This is a genomic window from Chryseobacterium indoltheticum (assembly GCF_003815915.1).
Classification (GTDB): Bacteria; Bacteroidota; Bacteroidia; order Flavobacteriales; family Weeksellaceae; genus Chryseobacterium; species Chryseobacterium indoltheticum.
In genome coordinates, this window is the sequence record NZ_CP033929.1 from 1,088,888 (window position 1) to 1,111,401 (window position 22,514).

Annotated in this window: 8 protein-coding genes, 2 tRNA genes and 3 rRNA genes; 8 read left to right on the top strand and 5 right to left on the bottom strand. The window is 37.7% G+C overall.

Annotated features, from left to right (window positions below):
* Positions 1-25 precede the first annotated feature (25 nt).
* Positions 26-1,786 carry an arginine--tRNA ligase gene (gene argS / locus EG358_RS05050; protein ID WP_076558015.1) on the top strand — a complete coding sequence of 587 codons (1,761 nt, stop codon included), beginning with the start codon at positions 26-28 and terminating at the stop codon, positions 1,784-1,786.
* 38 nt (positions 1,787-1,824) lie between these two features.
* Here the strand turns inward: argS and EG358_RS05055 are convergent, their stop codons facing one another.
* The 5 genes from EG358_RS05055 to ccoN form a co-directional block, all read right to left on the bottom strand.
* Positions 1,825-2,757 (bottom strand): YihY/virulence factor BrkB family protein, encoded by a 933-nt coding sequence (locus tag EG358_RS05055; protein WP_076558017.1) that lies wholly within the window; start codon positions 2,755-2,757, stop codon positions 1,825-1,827.
* A gap of 327 nt (positions 2,758-3,084) precedes the next feature.
* Positions 3,085-5,433 carry a translocation and assembly module lipoprotein TamL gene (tamL, locus tag EG358_RS05060; RefSeq protein ID WP_076558018.1) on the bottom strand — a complete coding sequence of 783 codons (2,349 nt, stop codon included), beginning with the start codon at positions 5,431-5,433 and terminating at the stop codon, positions 3,085-3,087.
* Positions 5,433-10,481: a translocation/assembly module TamB domain-containing protein gene (locus EG358_RS05065; protein ID WP_083676976.1), complete on the bottom strand. Its 5,049-nt coding sequence runs from the start codon at positions 10,479-10,481 to the stop codon at positions 5,433-5,435. Before EG358_RS05065 ends, tamL begins: the two co-directional genes overlap by 1 nt.
* A 409-nt stretch (positions 10,482-10,890) precedes the next feature.
* A complete protein-coding gene (locus EG358_RS05070; protein ID WP_076558019.1) occupies positions 10,891-11,769 on the bottom strand; it encodes a cbb3-type cytochrome c oxidase N-terminal domain-containing protein in 879 nt (292 codons plus the stop codon).
* 18 nt (positions 11,770-11,787) lie between these two features.
* Positions 11,788-14,067, bottom strand: a complete 2,280-nt coding sequence (gene ccoN, locus EG358_RS05075) for a cytochrome-c oxidase, cbb3-type subunit I (RefSeq protein WP_076558020.1) — start codon at positions 14,065-14,067, stop codon at positions 11,788-11,790.
* A 185-nt stretch (positions 14,068-14,252) separates the two neighbouring features.
* On the opposite strand from ccoN, the gene EG358_RS05080 reads away from it, so the two are divergent.
* The 7 genes from EG358_RS05080 (at position 14,253) to dusB (ending at position 22,496) form a co-directional block, all read left to right on the top strand.
* Positions 14,253-14,546, top strand: a complete 294-nt coding sequence (locus tag EG358_RS05080) for a helix-turn-helix domain-containing protein (protein WP_076558021.1) — start codon at positions 14,253-14,255, stop codon at positions 14,544-14,546.
* 1,044 nt (positions 14,547-15,590) lie between these two features.
* Positions 15,591-17,107: ribosomal RNA gene (locus EG358_RS05085) — 16S ribosomal RNA — on the top strand.
* A 304-nt stretch (positions 17,108-17,411) separates the two neighbouring features.
* Positions 17,412-17,485, top strand: a tRNA-Ile gene (locus tag EG358_RS05090).
* A 93-nt stretch (positions 17,486-17,578) separates the two neighbouring features.
* A tRNA-Ala gene (locus EG358_RS05095) sits at positions 17,579-17,652 on the top strand.
* A gap of 204 nt (positions 17,653-17,856) precedes the next feature.
* Positions 17,857-20,618: ribosomal RNA gene (locus EG358_RS05100) — 23S ribosomal RNA — on the top strand.
* A 151-nt stretch (positions 20,619-20,769) separates the two neighbouring features.
* Positions 20,770-20,877: ribosomal RNA gene (gene rrf, locus EG358_RS05105) — 5S ribosomal RNA — on the top strand.
* Together the 16S, 23S and 5S rRNA genes with 2 tRNA genes alongside form the textbook arrangement of a ribosomal RNA operon.
* Before the next feature lie 620 nt (positions 20,878-21,497).
* Complete coding sequence (gene dusB, locus EG358_RS05110) at positions 21,498-22,496, top strand: tRNA dihydrouridine synthase DusB (protein WP_076562977.1); 999 nt, start codon at positions 21,498-21,500, stop codon at positions 22,494-22,496.
* Positions 22,497-22,514 lie beyond the last annotated feature (18 nt).

Genomic DNA, 22,514 nt, shown 5'->3' on the forward strand with positions numbered 1-22,514 from the left:
GTGGTCTCAACAATAATATAAACCCATGAATATTAAAGATATATTAGAACAAAAACTGGCGGAGGTTATCCTTAATGTATATCAGTTGAAAGATATAAAACTCGAAATCCAGGAAAATAAAACTGAGTTTGAAGGAGATTTTACTATCGTTACCTTTCCTTTGGTAAAACAATTGAAGAAAAATCCTGAAAGTATTGGGGTAGAATTAGGAGAAGGTTTAACAACTCAGACAGAATTGCTCGAAAGTTTTAACGTAATAAAAGGATTTTTAAATGTAAAAGTTAAAAATCAGTTCTTTGTTGATCAATTTAAGACGGTTGCTGAACAGTTTTCAAATATAGAAAAGAAAAACGCAACTGTAATGGTTGAATATTCTTCACCAAACACCAACAAACCGCTGCATTTGGGACATATTAGAAACAACTTATTAGGTTTTTCTGTAGCTCAGATTCTTAAAGAAGCGGGTTATGATGTTATAAAAAGTCAAATCATTAACGATAGAGGAATTCACATCTGTAAGTCGATGTTGGCTTGGGAAAAATTTGGAAAAGGGGAAACTCCGGAAACGGATCAGGTGAAAGGAGATAAATTCGTAGGAAACTACTATGTCAAATTTGACCAGGAATATAAAAAAGAAATTGCTGAGTTAGTTGAACAGGGAAGTACTGAAGATCAGGCTAAAAAAGAGGCTCCTTTAATGAAAGAAGCTCAAAAAATGCTTCTCGACTGGGAAAGTGGCGATGAAAAAGTAAGAACGCTTTGGGCTGAAATGAATTCTTGGGTTTACAATGGTTTCAATCAGACTTATAAAAGATTGGGAGTAGATTTTGACCAGGTACAGTACGAAAGCAATACTTATATTTTAGGAAAAGACCTTATTCAGGAAGGTTTAGATAAAAGCGTTTTGTACCAGAAAGAAGACGGGTCGGTATGGTGTGATTTGACAGATGAAGGTTTAGATGAAAAACTTCTGCTTCGTTCAGACGGGACTTCTGTATATATGACTCAGGATTTAGGAACGGCGGTAGAGCGTTTTAAAGAAAATAATATTCAGAAATTAATTTATACGGTAGGAAACGAGCAGGATTATCATTTCCACGTTTTATTTAAAATTCTAAAAAAACTCGGTTACGAATGGGCAGACCAGTTGTTCCATTTATCGTACGGAATGGTTGAACTTCCGGAAGGTAAAATGAAATCCCGTGAAGGAACAGTGGTTGATGCAGACGATTTGATGCAGGATATGTTTGAAACTGCAAAAGAAAAAACAGAAGAACTTGGAAAACTTGAGGGGCTTGCAGATGAAGAAAAGGTCGTTTCTTATGAGATTATCGGGCAGGCTGCATTGAAATACTTTATGTTGAAGGTAGATCCAAAGAAAAAGATGTTGTTCAACCCGGCTGATAGTATTGATTTTAATGGAAATACAGGTCCGTTTATTCTTTATACTTATGCAAGAACTCAGTCTTTATTGGCTAAAGCAAATTATGAATATAAAGAAGTCAGCAATATTGAGTTTAATCAATATGAGAAGGAACTGATTATGCTTTTATCTAATTATAAAGCAACTGTTGAAAAAGCAGCAGAGTTATTAAGTCCGGCTTTAGTGGCCAATTATCTGTATGATTTGGTTAAAACATATAACTCATTTTATCAAAGCAATCCGATATTAAAAAGTGAGGATGAAGATCTAAAACAATTCCGTTTAAATGTATCAGATCTCACTGCAAAAACAATACAAAAATCATTAAGTCTACTGGGAATAAGAACTGTAAACAGAATGTAAAAACAAATCCTCCTGAAATTTTCGGGAGGATTTTTATTTTAAACCGGTGTAGATTCGTTTTGGTTTTGGCTTTGTCTATAAAGTTTAGCACTGCTCCATTTAGCATGTTTTGAGGGCTCGATTTTATAGCCTCTTTTATAGGTGTAGACTTTGGTAAATTCGGCTCCGAAGAATATCAGCATACACGAATAATTAATCCACATCATAATTAAAATTACTGTCCCTGCAGTTCCGAATGCTGAGGTAGGTTTAAACTGTCCGAAATAAAGACTAAGTAAAAATTTACCTAAAGTAAAAAGAGCTGCTGTAAGCAAAGCACCTTTCCAAACAGATTTCCAGTTGATTTCTACATCCGGAAGTACTTTAAACATCAATGCAAAAAGCACAACAATGATTAAAAATCCTACTGAAAAATTAATAAGTTCAACAATTAGGTAAGTTTCAAGACCGAAATAGGTTGTGATGAAGTTATTAAATAATCCAATTAATGATGATAAAACCATTGTAATCATCAGTAAAAATCCTAAAATAAGAATCATACCTAAAGAATTGGCTCGATCGAGGAGAAATTTTATTAAAGCTTTCTTGGGTGCCGCTTCTACATCCCAGAGATTATTCAAAGACTTCTGCAACTGAAAAAATAGGGTCGTAGAACCGTAGATCAATGATCCTATGCCTACAATTTTCATGAAAATATTTTCTTTATCGATGAGCGCTCCTGCAATCATATCCTGAATACTTTGCGCAACATCCTGTCCCATCAGTCCGCTGATTTGTGTACTGATCTGCCCGCGAATTGCTTCTTCACCGAAAAAATATCCGGCAATCCAGATAATGATAATCAACAAACCGGGAATTGAGAAGATAGCATAATAAGCAAGACTTGCTGAGTCATTGGACGCTGATGAATTATTCCATTCTGTAAATGTTTCTTTGACGGTTTCCCAGAAAAATTTTAGTTCTTTTAGCATAGTAGAATATTAATAGATGTGATTTGATGATTAATATTGTCTTCAATTTGAAATCAAGAAATGACAATATTATTGTTTCACAATTTAACGCAAAGATTATTCCTTAACGTGAATTTTAGTAAACAAAGGAAAATAAATTTGCACGGTGAAGTGTAAATAGCAGTTTAATGAATTACCTGTTGATTTCTAAATTAAAAAATGTAATAGAAGTTTTGGCTAAAGCCTGATGAATTGTGTTAAACTAAAAAACGGGCTAAAGCCCGTTCCTATTGAATATATATTGTTTTTATGCAGACTAAAAAAGTTTTTCTCAACCGCAATCATTTTTTAGAAAGGATATCCAATTGCAATATTTAGAATCAGATTATCTCTCCTCCAGCTGGAATCTCCAAAATTGATTCTGTCAAAAGCCCATCGGTCACCTTTTTCGTAATAAGGAACACGCAAAGGCATTGCGAGATCAAGTCTTAAAACTAAAATTGAAAAGTCAAGTCGTAAACCAACTCCTGCTCCTACAGCAATTTCACTTAGAAACTCTTTAGAAAACTTTCCTCCCGGTCTTGTATTGACTCCTTTATCATCGATGTCATCATTAATCAACCAGATATTTCCGGCATCAATAAATGCGGCAACATTTAAGAATTTATATAGATTGGCTCTGTATTCTGCATTCAGTTCCAACTTTATATCTCCGGACTGATCAAAAACAGCTCTGCTATTTTCTTCTCCTCTAGGATCGTAACTTCCAGGACCTAAAGTTCTTGCTCTGAATGCTCTGATACTGTTACTTCCCCCTACAAAAAACTGTCTTGAAAAGGGAATATGTTCTGAATTTCCGTACGGAATGGCAGCTCCTGCAATAAAACGTGAAGCGAATGATGTTTTTTCGCTAAACTTATGATAGAATCTTATATCATTTTCAATCTTAGCATATTGGCTGAAAGGAACTCCGAAAATTGTTTTCTCCTTTCCTTCTTTTGCATTGGCTCCTGTTACAAGACCTGTAATATTTCCTGCCAAATCTAACATTCCTTTATAGTAAAATGTGTTTTTTCTCGGAAGCATTGTGGTGGAGTAGGTGTAAGAATACGTTGGCCCGAAAATAAGTTGTTGCTCAGTTATTCTTTGCAAATAAGGGTTGCCTTCTTTTAATGTTATAAATTTAGGTGTTTCATTAGCAGGATCGATATATGAAACATCAATCAGTTTTAGCTCATGTTCTTTTCTTACATTCTCTTTCCACTGATATCCAAATGAGGCATTAAATGTATTTAAAGTATACAAAGTTGTACGGTTTTGGAATTCATATCCTAACTGAATATTAGTTCTTGGTACAAAAGCACTCGAAGAATTGAAACGAAAAGGTGCTACGATTCTTGGTATCGATAATTGTACATTTGCTCCGGCTCTGAAAATATTTTCAGCATCTTCAGGCCCACCTATTTGAACATCAAATGCACCATAAACAGAAGCTTTAAACTGTTCTGCACCACGGAAAAAGTTTCTTTGCGTCCAGTTTAGATTTAGTTCACTTCCTGCGTAATTGGCAGAATTGGTTCTTCCTAAAGCTTCCAAACGCAAAGATTGAAGTTCTCTTGGAGTTAAAACATAATACGCATCAAACTTATGATTTAATGAATCTGATATTACAAAGTCATTTTTTACAAATTTAAAAACACCAAGACTAATCAATCTGTTAAGTGATAAATTGTGGTCTTTTCTGTTGTAGATATCGCCTTTGTTGAAATATAAAGCTCGGTCAAAAATTCTGGGTTTAAATTTTTTATCAGGATCAACCACGTAAATATCGTTGTACTCATATCCTTTTAAAGAATCAGGATTCATTGGGATATTGTATTTTCCTTTTTTCGCATCGCGAAGATTATAATTGGGAAAAACGACTACTTTGTCAATTGTAAACTGCTCGGTCGCCAGTTTAGGAGTGTTGTCTTTCAGTTTTACAATGAGCTCTACTTTCGGCTCTTTAGTAACAGTACTGTCTGCCTGTACGATAATATTATCCGGACTGAAGTAATAAAAACCTTTATCTTTTAAACCATCGTCAATTCTTTGTCGTTCGTTTTTGATGACATCAAGATCAAAAGGATTTCCTGTTTTAAGTAAAGTTTTCGCTTTTAAATTCTGAATTTCACTGTTAATGAGCGTAGAATCTTGTGGGAAATTCACATTGCTTATCAAATATCGTGCTCCAGGATTTAAGGTATAAATTACCTGTGCTTTTTTATTTTTTGAAACGGTGTCGTATTTTGCTTTTGCATTAAAATACCCTTTGTTCTCAGAATAGTTGACAATAATATCTTTGTTGAATTCTCTGTCAACATCTCCCAGCAATACAGGCTCTTCACCAAATTTATATTTCAGCCAGTATTTCAGGCCTTTTTCTTTTTTGGGTTCCGAAGTAGCATTGTAAGCATATAATTTTGGTCTTAATCCAAGAAAACTAGAATTTGGTTTGGGGGTAAGATTTTCTTCGAGTGCTGACTGCAATTCACTTTTTTCTTTTTTGGAAAGAGTATCACTTTCTATTTTCACTTCTGCTCCGGTGTAGAGCATCTGTCCGTCTTTCAGAAATTTCGTATTGCTACATGAGATAACTGCCACTGTAACTCCCGATGCCAAAAAATATTTGCAGTATATGTTAAACTTATTCTTCATTATTTAAATTCTACAACTTGGTTATCTTGTTTTCTCTTTTTTTCTTTAATTTCCCTGTTTCTGTTATTTCGAGATTTACGGAAAATATCACGGAATTTATCGTAATCTAAAGTGATGATAAATCCGACTCCGGTTTCTACAATTTGTCCTTGCAAAGCTACCTGATAATCATTTTTTCGGTAAGCTCTCAGCATATACCTTCCGTCTCTGGAAAGGCTGTAGTCTATGGTAACATCTCCGGCAATATTGGTCGTATTTTCGTTTTGTCTCGCTTCACCTTCCAATCCGAAATTACTTCCTACAGTAACTTTCAGACGATCATTCAGTAGTTTTTTACTGATGTCTACATTCAGATCGGTTCTTGTATTTTGGGTTCCTGTAGAATAATCTTCTGTAGATTCAAGATCAAAATTCAGGTCTACTCCTTTGATAAGATTTGAGGCAATATTATTAAGCTGTTGCGAAAGAATTTTACTTACACTTTGTCTCGCCATGGTTTCAGCAGACACTCCGGAATTGCTTTCAAAAGGATTTTCTCCGATAAAACGATTCAGTAAAAGCAAGGCAAAAACCTGCTTGTTCATTTCATTTTCATCTTGTCGCAATTGAGCAAGTTTTCCGTCTATTGTTTCTGTCACGGTAGAAGATACGGCATTGTTTTTTTCGTCTGTAGTAATATCAAAAGATATTTCAGGTTTCAGCAGTTCTCCTTTTAGAATCAATAAAGTGTTAAACGGAATTCTTTGTTTAAATTGATTAAGATCGGCAGGATTACCTGCAAACTGTTGTTCTACAAGATCAATAGGTGCCGCCTCGGTTTTATATATAGCAGTAATATCTAGTTTCGCGGTTGTAGGCTCGCCGGTCCAGGTTATTGTACTTCCTTTTTGGATGTCAAATTTTCTTTTCAGAAGGCTTACAGACATTTCGTAACTTCCTTTTTCTACCTGATAAACGCCGACTAAAGTAGTTTTTCCTGAAGGGTCAATTCCGCCTGTCAAATCTGCTTCACCCTGAAGTTTTACAAAATCTCCGTTGGCTTTATCAATGATGATCGACATTTTCGCTTCTTTATCTACTTCTATATTTACATTTACATCCAATCCTTTAATTGGGCTTTGTGCATCAATAGAATCGGCTTTGATGGTTTTATTTAAAGCAACCTGATCCTGATCGATAAATTCTACAATACCATCTCTTTCCTGCAACGAAGGGCTAGACTGCGGAAGAACAAAAGTGAAATCGGTTGTTTCTGAAACAGATAATCTTCCGTCAACTTTTGGTAAGTCTAGATTTCCGCCAACTTTTAATGCTGCATCAATTGCTAAAATTCCGTACATCATGGCATCGTTTGATTTTTCAGAATTTACAACCTTGAAGTCTTTAGCTTTCAGATCTAAATTAAATGCAAAATCTCTATAAGTCTGCGTTAAAATCTGCCCGTCGATGTTCAGAGAATTTCCGTCTTTATCATTAATTTTAAAGTCGTCAAATTCAATTCCGCGGTTGGTAAATCCTATTTTATCATTGATGTTTCTGAAATCACTTCCCGTTTGTGAAATCATTAAGCCAACATTATTAAGCTTAATATCTCCAAGAATTTTCGGTGCAGTCGTCGTTCCGGTAATTTTAAGATCTCCCGAAAGATAACCTTCTGTGTTGGTAATTGCGTTCATAGAAAAGCCCTGAAGTGTTTTCATTTGAAGCTGATTCATATCTAAATTTAAATCAAACGTGCTCGAAGAAGTGTTGTAATTTCCTAAGATTTTCACATCATTATTATTCCCGGAAAGTGCAATATCAGCGTTCAGAAGATTCGCTGATTGGTTATTAACTTTTATCGCTAAATTCCCAACCGGACTTCCATAAACGATCAGATCAGAAACATTGATGTCTGAAGTGAAGGTCATGTTTTTGGTTAAATCTCTCAACTGTGCTGTTCCGTTGATGGTTCCTTTGGCCAGCAGTGAATCTTTTTTAATGATCTCTGTAATCGTTTCTATTTTAAAATCTTTTAAAGAAACATTCAGCGGACTGGTTGGTGAATTGCTTTCAGACTGCAAAGAAATTTCTGCTCCCGAATTGGAAAGTTTGAAATTATCTGCAACAATTCCCTGACTGAAAATCTGAATTTTATTGTTTTCAGCAACCGTCCAATCCATATAATTTAATTTTAAACCATTAGGATTCAGTGATATTTCGGTAACATCATTCAACGATTTGGCATTCCCTGCAATCAGGAACTGCGTTTCGTCTTTATCATCTTTTGTGGTGATATTATAATTAATGATGTTATTGGCAACATCACCATTGATATTCACTTTATTTATAGCAAAACTTTCACTTTTCAAAGCAGCAACATCAAGATTGTATTGTAAAGCCTGATTTTCGTTGGTGATCTTTAAACTTGTATTTTCTAAAGAATTTGTTCCATATAAAACCTGTGGAATTTTTGCATCCAATTCTATTTTCTGAGAATCTGCGTTGTAATTTCCTGTAATATTGATGGTTTCAAAACTTTTCAGATCTGGTACAAATTTTCTGATCAGATCATCATTTTTAATCGTTGCATTGATGGTGAAAAATTGTCCGGCATCTATTTTCTGAGCTTTGCCGGGTTTCTGAAACTGATAATATTGATTGATCGTTTGGCTTAAAGCTCCGAAAATCTGTGTAAGTTTATATTTACCATTCAGTTCAACATCTGCAATCTGCGAATTGAATTGAATTAAAGTTGAGTCTGCCGTAGAAACTGCATTAAGCCTAACTTCCTGAATAGGGTAGACTTCTTTAGCATCTGAAATGGCAAAGTCTTTTAAATTAAGATAACCGTTCAAATTATCAGGATCGAGACTTTTAAAATCTCCGTCAATTCCACCGGCAATAATCATTGGTGAGCTGTAGAATCCTAATTTATTAAGATCTAATTTATTGATGTTTCCATTAACTTTTACGGTAGGATTTTTCTCATCATAAACTCCGGAAGCGGCAAGATGTAGATTGGCATTCGGATCTTTTGAGTTTAAATCAATATCATAAGCACCACGGTTTATTTTCCCTTTCAGATTCATATTCTGATAGGTATAGCCGTTGTAAGTTGCAGATTGTACATCACCCGAAAGATTTGCAGACATTGTTTTCGGATCAAAACCTTGTCCTTTTGCATTGATCTGGGCGGTAATGCTTCCTATATCTTTATTTTGAATCAGTTTTCCGATTTGAAGACTCTGCAGGTTTGCTTTTACATCAAAAGTTTCTCTGTTTTTTCTGCGCATATCGGCTTTAGCAATAACGGCAGCATTTCCTAAAGTGGAAGTTAAACGTAAATTGGCATCCACCACTTTCGTTGTACCTTTTGCGGTTCCTCGGATTGTAAATGAAGAAGGCAGAGTGATATTGTTCGGGATTGTATTTTTTGGAACTAAATTATAAATGGTTTTGGATGAAGACGCAAGTTCTGCTACTTTCAAATCGTAATACAACTGATCCGGATTCATCGCATTTTTGATTTTCCCTGAAGCCAAAACCCTCAATTGGTCTAAACCAGAAATTTTTAAATTTTGAATCGTTAAATCATTCACTGTTCCGTTGACCAAAGCATTTACATTCAATGTAGCATTCGGATATTTGTTGAACGGTGCCGTGTTTTTTAAAGTAGGAACAATATTTAAAATGTCAGCAAACCCGATTTTAGAATCACGGATGTCGGCAGAAATTTTTACCGCTCCAAGATTGGATGATAATTGGTCAATCGAATTGTAATTTAAAATAACTTCGTCTCGCAAAATAGTTTTCGGAGTCTGTAAATAAAGATTTTTCAGATACGCTTCTTTTTGTGCATACACAAAATCGGTGTTGAATTTCTGTACATTCAAACCTCTTGCTTCCTGTATTTCTGCTGATTTTACACTTCCTGCAAAACCATTGTTTTCCATTTTGAAATTTCGGACGTCTATATTTAATTTGCCAAAATTAAGATGATTAAAATCCATTCCGCTTTTTGTGGGAGCGATTGCTGTGTTGTTATAAACAACTTTCACATCGTCCAAAAGAAGTTTTCCCAAAAGCACTTTCATTGCTTTTTCTTTTGCGGAATTTTTTGAAACTTCAGGTTTTTCTTCGTTTTTAGGATTGGCATTTTCTGTCGGAAGAAATAAGTTGGCATTAATATTTGCTCCAGTTAAATAAACATTTCCAACATTATAGTCGTTGTTTTCAAGATCAATGCTGTTTACTTTTGTGCTTAATTCTTTGAAGATAACTTTTGCAAAAGTTTTGGTATTGTCGTCGCCGTAGTCTATGTCAAAATTGGTCAGGTTTATTTTGTTTAAACCTAATTTCATCGCCTTTTTCTGATTCAGAGAATCTACTTTTTGTTCAACATTGGCAGCAACTTCCTTCACCAAATCCTGTTTCAGTTTTAATTTTAATCCGTCAAGATTAATATCGTTGACAGCATACGAATTGTTTTGAAGGTCAAAAGTTTTTACGCGTGTATCGAAAGATTTAAAATATACTTTAATATCATTTCTCGACTGCTGATCGTTGAAAGTAACCCCGATATCCTTTAATTTTATTTTATCTAAAGAAATAATAAAAGGCTTCGAAGGTTTTTGTTCCTGTTCTTTATCTGAAGTTGCAAACGCATCAATGATATAATCAAAATTAAATTTTCCCTGAGGATTTCTAACTACGTTTGCACGAACGCCTTCCAGATCAATTGATGTAAGATCGGCTTTAGAGTTAATCAATTTCCACATATCTAAACCTACATCAACTTTTCTTGCAGAAAGCAATGTGTCTACATTTTGACCTTTCAGGTATAGGTTTTCCATCACCAGGCTGTTAGGAAAACCGATATATACTTTGTCGAGGCTTACTTTGGTTTTTATTTTTTTCTCGAGATAAACGATCAGTTTATCTTTTACAAAGTTTTGAACCGCCGGAAGTCTTAAACTTAAGATGAGCAGTATGATTAAAACGATAAAAGAGATAATTGTAATTACAATACCTCTGAGAATTTTTCTTTTATTGAATTTTATTTTCAAAATTTCTGTGATTTAGCCAATAAATACTTTTTTTTGATTGATGAGTGTTTTTTATCATCGGTTTTAAAAATACGAATTTTAACTTAAATTTTAAAAATTTGAAATTTGATGAGCTGTACCATGATTTAACTTTTTTTTGAAAAAAGCCCGTTGAAAGGGCTTATTTTGAAATATGAGCAATATGTTTGCCAACGCGGCAAATTTGTTAAAATTTTCTAAATATGTGGTATATTTAATATACAAAAACCTGCTCAGTGAACAGGTTTTTGTGTTGATGTATGCCTCGTTGAAATTTAAATATTATGGAATATTTAAAGTGAATAGGTTTTCAGATGTTAGTTGAGTTACAACTGCGACATACATCTGATGGAGATTCAATTCATAGTTTATATATATTTAGATGAGTTAATTATTCTTGCCATTTTACAGATTCACCTTGAGGCGCTGCGCCACCCTGTTTTTCTGTGATGGGAGATTTCTCCTGATTGATGTGATAAATATAGGATGCGATTTTTTCTGCATCTCTTCCTGTAATGGTTCCTTCTGTAATGAAAGGTCGCATTGTAGGATTATTTGGAGAACCGTTTTCGAGCATCCAGAAGACATTTTTAAACAAACTTTTCTCTTTGATGTTGATCCAGTGTGTATCGGTAAGATTTGGTCCGATGCCGCCTTTTCCTCCGTCTGCGTGACAGGTTACACAATTGGTTTTAAAAAGTTGCTCACCTTCTGCAATATAATCTGCGCTGTATTTTGCAGTTTCCAAATTAATAGGCGGAGCATTTTTTTCGTATTCTGCAATAGATGCCAACTGTAATTTGGCTTCTCTGTCATATTCCGCTTCAGGATGAGCATAATCTGTAAAGGCAAAAGCAATAAGATAGACTGCGCAGAATATCATTCCGAAATAAAAGAGACCAATCCACCATTTGGGTAAAGAGTTGTCGAGCTCGGTAATCCCGTCGAAACCGTGATCGATCAGAATATCTTTTTCTTCAGACTGTGATTGTTTTTTGAAAGCCGAGTTCCAAAGCTTCTGGAAATATGGAGTTGCATTGTTAGTGATATACTCCTTCTTTTCTTCATCGGTGAGTCTTGCGAATCTTTCATTTTCTACCAAATCACCGATAGAATTCATAATGAGCAATAAAATCGTAATGATGATCAGCAATGCCCAAAAGAAAGGAGTAGAAAAATAATTGGCATCTTGTGCGAACATTTCGAACGCCATTATAGTAATACCAATCGTTATTGCTATATATATAGATATGGGGGTTCTTGTTTTCATTTTAATTGATATTTAAAATTAATCTACACTTGCTGTCTTAATGTCTGTCGTTTTGATGTCGGTTCCTAATCTTTGCAGATAGGCAATCATTGCGATGATTTCTCTTTGTTCCATTGGTACAAAATTGTTTCCTTTGGCAATTTTCTCTTTATCCATTTGGTCTTTTACATCGGTAGCTTCAGAATAAATTCTTTTTACAATCGCTTGTGACTGATTATTTGCCCATCGATCAGCTGAGTCTATCTGTGCTTTGGTGTACGGAACATCAAAAGTATTTTTCATCAGTTTCATTTTATCAATCATTTGAGAACGATCCAGTTTATTGGTAATTAACCAAGGGAAACGTGGCATAATAGAACCTGCAGAAGTAATTCTTGGGTTGTACATATGTTTTAAGTGCCATGAATCTGGGTTTCTTGCACCTTCTCTGTGAAGATCGGGACCTGTTCTTTTTGATCCCCAAAGGAATGGTCTGTCATAAACGAATTCCCCGGCTTTAGAATACTGCCCGTTTTTGCCGTCAAATCGTGTTACTTCATCACGGAATGGTCTTATCATTTGTGAGTGGCATGAATTACAGCCTTCTCTTACATAGAGATCTCTACCTTCAAGTTCTAACGGTGAATAAGGTTTCACAGCAGATATTGTTGGCAAGTTGCTTTTTACAGTTAGCGTAGGAACAATTTCAACCAATCCACCGATTGCAATTGCTACAAAAGCTAATATTGATAATAGATGAGGAGTTCTTTCCAGCCAAAGATGTACACCTTCGCCTTCTTTTCTGTTTGAACCAACATTTGCTAAAGCTGGTGCTTCTGCAGGAACATTTTTCTGGAATGATCCGGCTTTGATTGTTTTGTAAACATTGACAACCATTAAAATCGCTCCACTCAGATAAAATAATCCGCCTAAGAATCTCATTTTAAAGTAAGGAATGATTGCTGTTACTGTGTCTAGCCAGTTTTTCCACAATAAAGTTCCGTCCGGATTGAATTGTTTCCACATCAAACCTTGCGTAAATCCAGCGATATACATGGGTACAGCGTAGAAAATAATTCCTAAAGTTCCCAGCCAGAAGTGCCAGTTGGCTAATTTTTTAGACCAAAGTTCGGTTTTCCACATAATCGGAATCAAATAATAGATAACTCCAAATGCCATGAAACCATTCCATCCTAAAGCACCCAAGTGAACGTGACCAATTACCCAGTCGGTATAATGTCCGATTTTATTTAAAGATTTTGTTGCTAAAAGTGGTCCTTCGAAGGTTGCCATTCCGTAACAGGTAACCGCAACGACAAAGAATTTTAGAATAGGATTTTCTCTTACTTTATCCCAGGCTCCTCTTAAAGTTAATAATCCATTCAGCATTCCACCCCAAGATGGAGCAATCAGCATGATTGAGAAACCTGTTCCCACGGCTTGAGCCCATGCTGGTAAAGCCGTATATTGAAGATGATGAGGTCCTGCCCAAAGATAGACGAAGATCAACGACCAGAAGTGAATAATTGAAAGTTTATATGAAAATACAGGTCTGTTGGCAGCTTTAGGCATAAAATAATACATTAAACCTAAAACCGGTGTTGTCAAGACGAATGCAACCGCATTATGACCGTACCACCATTGTACCAATGCGTCTTTCACGCCTGCATAAGCAGAATATGATTTCCAGCTTGTAAATGATAATGGGACTTCGAGGTTGTTGAATATATGAAGCATTGCAACCGCAATCCATGTAGCAATATAAAACCAAATCGCTACATATAAATGACGCACTCTTCTTTTGGCAATCGTTCCAAACATATTGATTCCGAAAATTACCCAAGAGAAAGTAATCAAAATATCGATTGGCCATTCGTGTTCAGCATATTCTTTTGAAGTGTTGATTCCCATTAAAAAGGTAATCACAACAGCAATAATCATAATTTGCCATGTCCAGAAATGGATCCATGAAAGCGTATCGCTGTACATTCTGGTTTTCAAAAGTCGCTGCATACTGTAATAAGCACCGCAGAAGAATGAATTACAGACAAAAGCGAAAATCACCGCACTCGTATGAAGCATTCTGATTCTACCAAATCCTAACGCACCCTGAGAATTGACTAATCCCTGAATATTACCACTTCTTAAACTCTGAATGGTTGTATCATCAGTACCAAATAAAAATTCAGGCAATTCAGGATAAAAAAGCATCAAAGCGGCAGTTAAACCTAAAATAAAACCGATAATTCCGAATACGATAGTAGCATAGAGGAATGCTCTGACAATATTATTGTCATAATTAAATTTTTGCGTCTCCATAAGTCTTGTGTCTCGCAGCGAACAATATTTTTTTACAGAATCTCCCTTACATAAAGGTTTTTGAGAGCCTGAAAATAAATATCATGCTGCTTGTGTAATGTTTTGACAAAGGTATTTACTAACTTTGTCTGAGGCTATTAGATATACTTCTAAAATATACCGAAAACTACTAAAGCTATTGTGTGATGAAAATTTGTGGACAAACTATTAGAAAAATAAGACGTGACCGTGACCTTACCCAGGAATACATGGCGTTTGAAATGGGGATTTCACAAAAAGCGTATTCGGATATAGAAAATTCAAAAGTGAAAATCAATCTCGAGATTCTTACAAAAGTTTCAGATCTCCTTGATATAAAACCGTCTGATATCTGCAGCATATCTCATAAATGCAGTACAAACGATTACGAAGACAAATACAATGAGCTTGTTGAGTATATGAAACAAAATAATATAGCTCTGCCTTTAGACTTACAATAAGATTTTGTCATCCTTATATATAGATGTGTTTTCAAGATCATCTATACTTTTCTTTCAATGATTTTTTAGGAGCTATTTCCCGCTCTCCGCACTCGCTATTTTCTTTTTACAAAGAAAATGAGCTCAGACAATGCTGCGATCAGGGCTACATTGAAAGTCTACAGTAAAGCTTTTGGTTTTTACATTAAGATTAAAAATTCGATTTTAAAGTAGAATATCTACTATCTTTAAATAATATAAGCTTTACATAAAAACAAGTTGTTTTTAAATAAGTACAAGCTCCGGAGGAGCGAAAACTTTGTAGAAAAAAATTATTATATTATGCGCTCCATGGGAGCGACACCATATCACAATAAATTTTCGTTAGATGATTTACAAATGAATTCTAAATGATTTTGAATATCGTCCTATGAAGATTGTCACTTTTTTTTGAAGAAATCGACATAAAGCCTATAAAAAGCACCTCATATTTCGTTCAAAAGTTTATTTCGTTCAATGTGGATAACTATAATATGGTCTTAAAAGCATTGTAAAACAGTAATTTACTATAGGTATTTCCCCACAATTCAATTTTTCATCATCTGCTCGTTTGCTTTGTATAGTAAAGTCGTCTTATATTTGCCCCACTGAAAAACGAGAGTTGATTGGTAGCGCAGAAGAGCTTTTAAAGAGGCGGAAACGATAAGACTAATGTCATCTACAGATAGATAGAGATCAATAAAGACTTTATAAATTTTTGAAATAAAATTTTGGTAAAGTTAAAAAGATTAGTATCTTTGCAGTCCGGTAAAACGGGAGCTGAGTAGAATAAATCAAATGTAGGAAATAAGGATTTAGGGTCATCAAAAAACTTTAAAATTTCTTGAAAAAACATTTGGCTGATTAGAAATAAAGTTTTACTTTTGCACACGCAAATCGGTACTGAAAACGACAGAAAATGTAGGTATCGTAAAAAGCGGAAGAGAAGAGATCATTGAAAATAATATACAACCAAGTAAGGAAAAACTAAAGCGTAAAATAACTTTGAGTGAGTCAGACAAACATACAATGGAGAGTTTGATCCTGGCTCAGGATGAACGCTAGCGGGAGGCCTAACACATGCAAGCCGAGCGGTAGAAGATCTTCGGATCTTTGAGAGCGGCGTACGGGTGCGGAACACGTGTGCAACCTGCCTTTATCAGGGGGATAGCCTTTCGAAAGGAAGATTAATACCCCATAATATAATGAGTGGCATCACTTATTATTGAAAACTCCGGTGGATAGAGATGGGCACGCGCAAGATTAGATAGTTGGTAGGGTAACGGCCTACCAAGTCAGTGATCTTTAGGGGGCCTGAGAGGGTGATCCCCCACACTGGTACTGAGACACGGACCAGACTCCTACGGGAGGCAGCAGTGAGGAATATTGGACAATGGGTGAGAGCCTGATCCAGCCATCCCGCGTGAAGGACGACGGCCCTATGGGTTGTAAACTTCTTTTGTATAGGGATAAACCTTTCCACGTGTGGAAAGCTGAAGGTACTATACGAATAAGCACCGGCTAACTCCGTGCCAGCAGCCGCGGTAATACGGAGGGTGCAAGCGTTATCCGGATTTATTGGGTTTAAAGGGTCCGTAGGCGGATCTGTAAGTCAGTGGTGAAATCTCATAGCTTAACTATGAAACTGCCATTGATACTGCAGGTCTTGAGTAAAGTAGAAGTGGCTGGAATAAGTAGTGTAGCGGTGAAATGCATAGATATTACTTAGAACACCAATTGCGAAGGCAGGTCACTATGTTTTAACTGACGCTGATGGACGAAAGCGTGGGGAGCGAACAGGATTAGATACCCTGGTAGTCCACGCCGTAAACGATGCTAACTCGTTTTTGGGTTTTCGGATTCAGAGACTAAGCGAAAGTGATAAGTTAGCCACCTGGGGAGTACGTTCGCAAGAATGAAACTCAAAGGAATTGACGGGGGCCCGCACAAGCGGTGGATTATGTGGTTTAATTCGATGATACGCGAGGAACCTTACCAAGGCTTAAATGGGAATTGACAGGTTTAGAAATAGACTTTTCTTCGGACAATTTTCAAGGTGCTGCATGGTTGTCGTCAGCTCGTGCCGTGAGGTGTTAGGTTAAGTCCTGCAACGAGCGCAACCCCTGTCACTAGTTGCCATCATTCAGTTGGGGACTCTAGTGAGACTGCCTACGCAAGTAGAGAGGAAGGTGGGGATGACGTCAAATCATCACGGCCCTTACGCCTTGGGCCACACACGTAATACAATGGCCGGTACAGAGGGCAGCTACCTAGCGATAGGATGCGAATCTCGAAAGCCGGTCTCAGTTCGGATTGGAGTCTGCAACTCGACTCTATGAAGCTGGAATCGCTAGTAATCGCGCATCAGCCATGGCGCGGTGAATACGTTCCCGGGCCTTGTACACACCGCCCGTCAAGCCATGGAAGTTTGGGGTACCTGAAGTCGGTGACCGTAACAGGAGCTGCCTAGGGTAAAACAAGTAACTAGGGCTAAGTCGTAACAAGGTAGCCGTACCGGAAGGTGCGGCTGGAACATCTCATTTTAGAGCGTCTTACAGACGATAAACAAAACACGTATCGCAAGATACAATGTACTTACTTAAAGTTCATGCTTTAGTTTTTTATTTGGTTGATATATAAGTAAAGGAAAAAGTTAGAAGTAAAAAGCTCCAAGTAATTGGAACGTTAAGATTACTCATTACCTATTACTTATATAATATATAAAAAAATACAAAACCCACTAGAAATTAGTAACAGGGAAGAGAGATTTTAGAATTAGAAATTAGAAGTTAGTCGTTAGAAATTAGTCTAACATCTAAAATCTAGCCTCTAATATCTAAATAATGAAGTCTCGTAGCTCAGCTGGTTAGAGCGCTACACTGATAATGTAGAGGTCGGCAGTTCGAGCCTGCCCGAGACTACTAATTAAGGAGTTAGGTTATAGGTATTAGGAGTTAGGAAAAGCGCAAGCCAAATACTAACAACCAAACACCGACAACTAACAACTACTAGAGGGGGAATTAGCTCAGCTGGCTAGAGCGCCTGCCTTGCACGCAGGAGGTCAAGGGTTCGACTCCCTTATTCTCCACAGTTTTGCGAGTTTGATTTAAAAGTACGATGGATAGAGCCAAAACAAATATTCATTTATCAGACAAGCAGAAAGACATTAAGATCATTGACATTAACGGTAAAAATATCACAAAGAGAAAACCGAGCGCAATTAAGCGTTTGAGTTTACAAAATAATTTAACAGCAATGTTAAGCAAAAATACTGAACTAATTAATAATTAGGAAAGAAATCGTTAAGGGCGTATGGCGGATGCCTAGGCTTTCAGAGGCGAAGAAGGACGTGGTAAGCTGCGAAAAGCTCGGGGGATTGGCACACACGAATTGATCCCGAGATGTCCGAATGGGGCAACCCGTCTGGTTGAAGACCAGTCACTCCGCAAGGAGAGCAAACCCGGAGAACTGAAACATCTAAGTACCCGGAGGAAAAGAAATCGAAGAGATTCCGTAAGTAGTGGCGAGCGAACGCGGATTAGCCCAAAAGTCTTTATATATTTAAAAGAATGTTCTGGAAAGAACAGCCATAGAGGGTGATAGCCCCGTATTTGAAAGGTATATTTAGATGATAAATGAGTAGGGCGGGACACGTGAAATCCTGTCTGAATATGGGGGGACCATCCTCCAAGGCTAAATACTCCTGAAAGACCGATAGTGAACAAGTACTGTGAAGGAAAGGTGAAAAGCACTTCGAATAGAAGGGTGAAATAGAACCTGAAACCGTACGCCTACAAGCGGTCGGAGCCCACAAGTTGGGTGACGGCGTGCCTTTTGCATAATGAGCCTACGAGTTAATGTTACTAGCGAGGTTAAGGACTTCAGGTCCGGAGCCGGAGCGAAAGCGAGTCTGAATAGGGCGCTTAGTTAGTAGTATTAGACGCGAAACCTTGTGATCTACCCATGGGCAGGTTGAAGCTTTGGTAACACAAAGTGGAGGACCGAACCGGTTGACGTTGAAAAGTCTTCGGATGACCTGTGGGTAGGGGTGAAAGGCCAATCAAACTGGGAGATAGCTCGTACTCCCCGAAATGCATTTAGGTGCAGCGTCGTGTATAAGTTTATTAGAGGTAGAGCTACTGATTGGATGCGGGGGAGTCAAATCCTACCAATTCCTGACAAACTCCGAATGCTAATAAATGTTCCACGGCAGTGAGGGCGCGGGTGCTAAGGTCCGTGTCCGAGAGGGAAAGAACCCAGACCAACAGCTAAGGTCCCCAAATCTCTATTAAGTTGAAGCAACGCGGTTGGACTGCATTGACAGCTAGGATGTTGGCTTGGAAGCAGCCATTCATTTAAAGAGTGCGTAACAGCTCACTAGTCGAGCGGTCCGGCATGGATAATAATCGGGCATAAATAGAGTACCGAAGCTATGGATTTACAACCGTTGGGTTGTATCTGGTAGGGGAGCATTCTGTTTGCACAGAAGCAGTATCGTGAGATATTGTGGAGCGTACAGAAAAGAAAATGTAGGCATAAGTAACGATAAAGCGGGCGAGAAACCCGCTCACCGAAAGACTAAGGTTTCCTCAGCCATGCTAATCAGCTGAGGGTTAGTCGGGACCTAACGCGAACCCGAAAGGGGTAGTGGATGGACAATGGGTTAATATTCCCATACTTGCTCACACTAAAAAGGGGACGGAGTGCCGTACCTGCTGGAGACTGACGGAATAGTCAAGGCCTAGCCTTCGGGCGAAGCTGCTGCAGGGAAAGTGCTTCCAAGAAAAGCCGAAGTGAAGCAACCCGTACCATAAACCGACACAGGTAGTCGAGGAGAGAATCCTAAGGTGCTAGAGTGAATCATGGTTAAGGAACTAGGCAAAATAGTCTCGTAACTTCGGAAGAAGAGACGCCAGCAGCAATGCTGGCCGCAGTGAAGAGGCCCAGGCGACTGTTTATCAAAAACACAGGACTCTGCTAAATCGAAAGATGCTGTATAGGGTCTGACACCTGCCCGGTGCTGGAAGGTTAAGGAAGGGCGTTAGCAGCAATGCGAAGCGTTTGACTGAAGCCCCAGTAAACGGCGGCCGTAACTATAACGGTCCTAAGGTAGCGAAATTCCTTGTCGGGTAAGTTCCGACCTGCACGAATGGTGTAACGATCTGGGCACTGTCTCAACCATGAGCTCTGTGAAATTGTAGTCTCGGTGAAGATGCCGAGTACCCGCAATGGGACGAAAAGACCCTGTGAACCTTTACTATAACTTCGTATTGACTTTGAGTAAGTAATGTGTAGGATAGGTGGGAGACTTTGAAGCAGGCACGCTAGTGTTTGTGGAGTCAACGTTGAAATACCACCCTTTACTTACTTGGAGCCTAACTTCTTTTAGAAGGACACTGCGTGGTGGGTAGTTTGACTGGGGTGGTCGCCTCCAAAAGAGTAACGGAGGCTTTCAAAGGTACCCTCAGCACGCTTGGTAACCGTGCGTAGAGTGTAATGGCATAAGGGTGCTTGACTGTGAGACCTACAAGTCGATCAGGTGCGAAAGCAGGACATAGTGATCCGGTGGTTCCGTATGGAAGGGCCATCGCTCATAGGATAAAAGGTACTCCGGGGATAACAGGCTAGTCTCCCCCAAGAGCTCACATCGACGGGGAGGTTCGGCACCTCGATGTCGGCTCGTCACATCCTGGGGCTGGAGAAGGTCCCAAGGGTTGGGCTGTTCGCCCATTAAAGTGGCACGCGAGCTGGGTTCAGAACGTCGTGAGACAGTTCGGTCTCTATCTATTGCGGGCGTTAGATGTTTGAGAGGGCTTGAATCTAGTACGAGAGGACCGATTTGAACAAACCTCTGGTGTATCAGTTGTTCCGCCAGGAGCACCGCTGAGTAGCTACGTTTGGAAGAGATAAGCACTGAAAGCATATAAGTGCGAAACTCGCCTCAAGATGAGACATCTTTTAAGGGTCGTTGGAGATGACAACGTTGATAGGCTATAGGTGTAAAGTTGGTAACAGCATAGCCGAGTAGTACTAATTACCCGTAGATTTATAGCCTAATTGGCAACTGCTTAATTGCGCAATCAAGGTTCTCTCTTTGTGAATATTCTTATCGATAAATATAATTTAGCAATGTAAAAGTTTACCAATGTACCAATATCAATTGTTACACTGTTACATTAACTACATTGTTACATTAAACCATATTTAGGGTGGTTTTAGCGGTGGGGCTCACCTGTTCCCATTCCGAACACAGAAGTTAAGCCCACCAGCGCCGATGGTACTGCGAAAGCGGGAGAGTAGGTCGCCGCCAGTTTTTTTTAAAAGTCTCATACATTATTTGTATGAGACTTTTTTTTGCTCTAAACCTGAATGATGAACAATAGGTAATAGGTAATAGGTAATAGGTAATAGGCAATAGGTAATGAGCAATAGGCAATGAGTAATTTTGATAAGTGATAAGTGATAAGTGTTAGTTGTTCCAATCAATAAAATGATGACCATCAATATTTATTTAACACCAAAGAAAAACTGTTAAGGTAAAGGTAAAGGTAAAGGTAAAGGTAAAGGTAAAGGTAAAGGTAAAGGTAAAGGTAAAGGCTGGGCTCAGTAGGAGCGAAAACTTTGTAGCGAGTTAAAAAGTAGATATATTTAATGAGCTTTGTAGGAGCGACAGTTCGGTTTTGGTTTGTTTATAAAAGTGAGCAATAATAATTTTAACGTATGATAGATTTACAAGCAACGGTTACCCCGCAACGCAGAGGAAAAGTTGAAGGTTTTAGCTTTGGCAAAGAAAAGAGTGAGGAGTAAAAGCGGATAGCCGGATAAAGCTCCTAAAAAAAGTATTTATTTAAGGTATGCGCTAAATACTTTTAAGAATCACCATAATAGATATTATTAAATTGTTTAAAGTTTAGAAATTCGTAAATTTGCACCATGATTAAAATTGGCAATATAGAACTGCCGGAATTTCCGCTTTTGTTGGCTCCCATGGAAGATGTAAGTGATCCTCCATACAGACGTCTTTGTAAGATGCACGGTGCAGATTTGATGTATTCGGAGTTTATTTCTTCTGAAGGCTTAATTCGTGATGCAATGAAAAGCCGAAAAAAACTGGATATTTTCGATTATGAAAGACCAGTGGGAATTCAGATTTTTGGTGGTGATGAAGAGGCAATGGCAATGTCTGCGAGAATTGTGGAAACTGTAAATCCTGATTTGGTAGATATCAATTTTGGATGTCCTGTGAAAAAAGTTGTTTGTAAAGGTGCCGGAGCAGGTGTTTTGAAGGATGTTGATATGATGGTTCGCCTTACAAAAGCTGTGGTGAGCTCTACAAGTCTTCCGGTAACGGTAAAAACACGTTTAGGATGGGATAGCAATTCAATCAATATTGATGAAGTTGCCGAACGTCTTCAGGAAACAGGAATCAAGGCTTTGACTATTCATGCAAGAACCCGTGGACAAATGTATAAAGGGGAAGCAGATTGGGAACATATTTCAAGAATTAAACAAAATCCTAATATTGAGATTCCTATTTTTGGTAACGGGGATATAGATTCACCCGAAAAAGCTTTAGAATACAAAAATAAATATGCGTGCGATGGAATTATGATCGGTCGTGCTGCTATCGGATATCCTTGGATTTTTAATGAAATAAAACATTTCTTTAAAACAGGTGAAAACTTAGCTGCTCCAACTATTTCAGACAGATTATTGGCGGTGCGTCAACACGCTGAATGGAGTGCTGAATGGAAAGGTGAAAAGTTGGGATTAATAGAAATGAGACAGCATTACAGCAATTATTTCCGTGGAGTTCCTCATTTTAAAGATTTCAGAAGAAAGTTTCTGGAAGTATATAGCTTAGAAGAAATGGATGCCGTAATTGATGAAACTAAAGAGTTTTACGCAGAATATCAGGCTCAGCAAGCATAAAATAAACCCATCAGATAA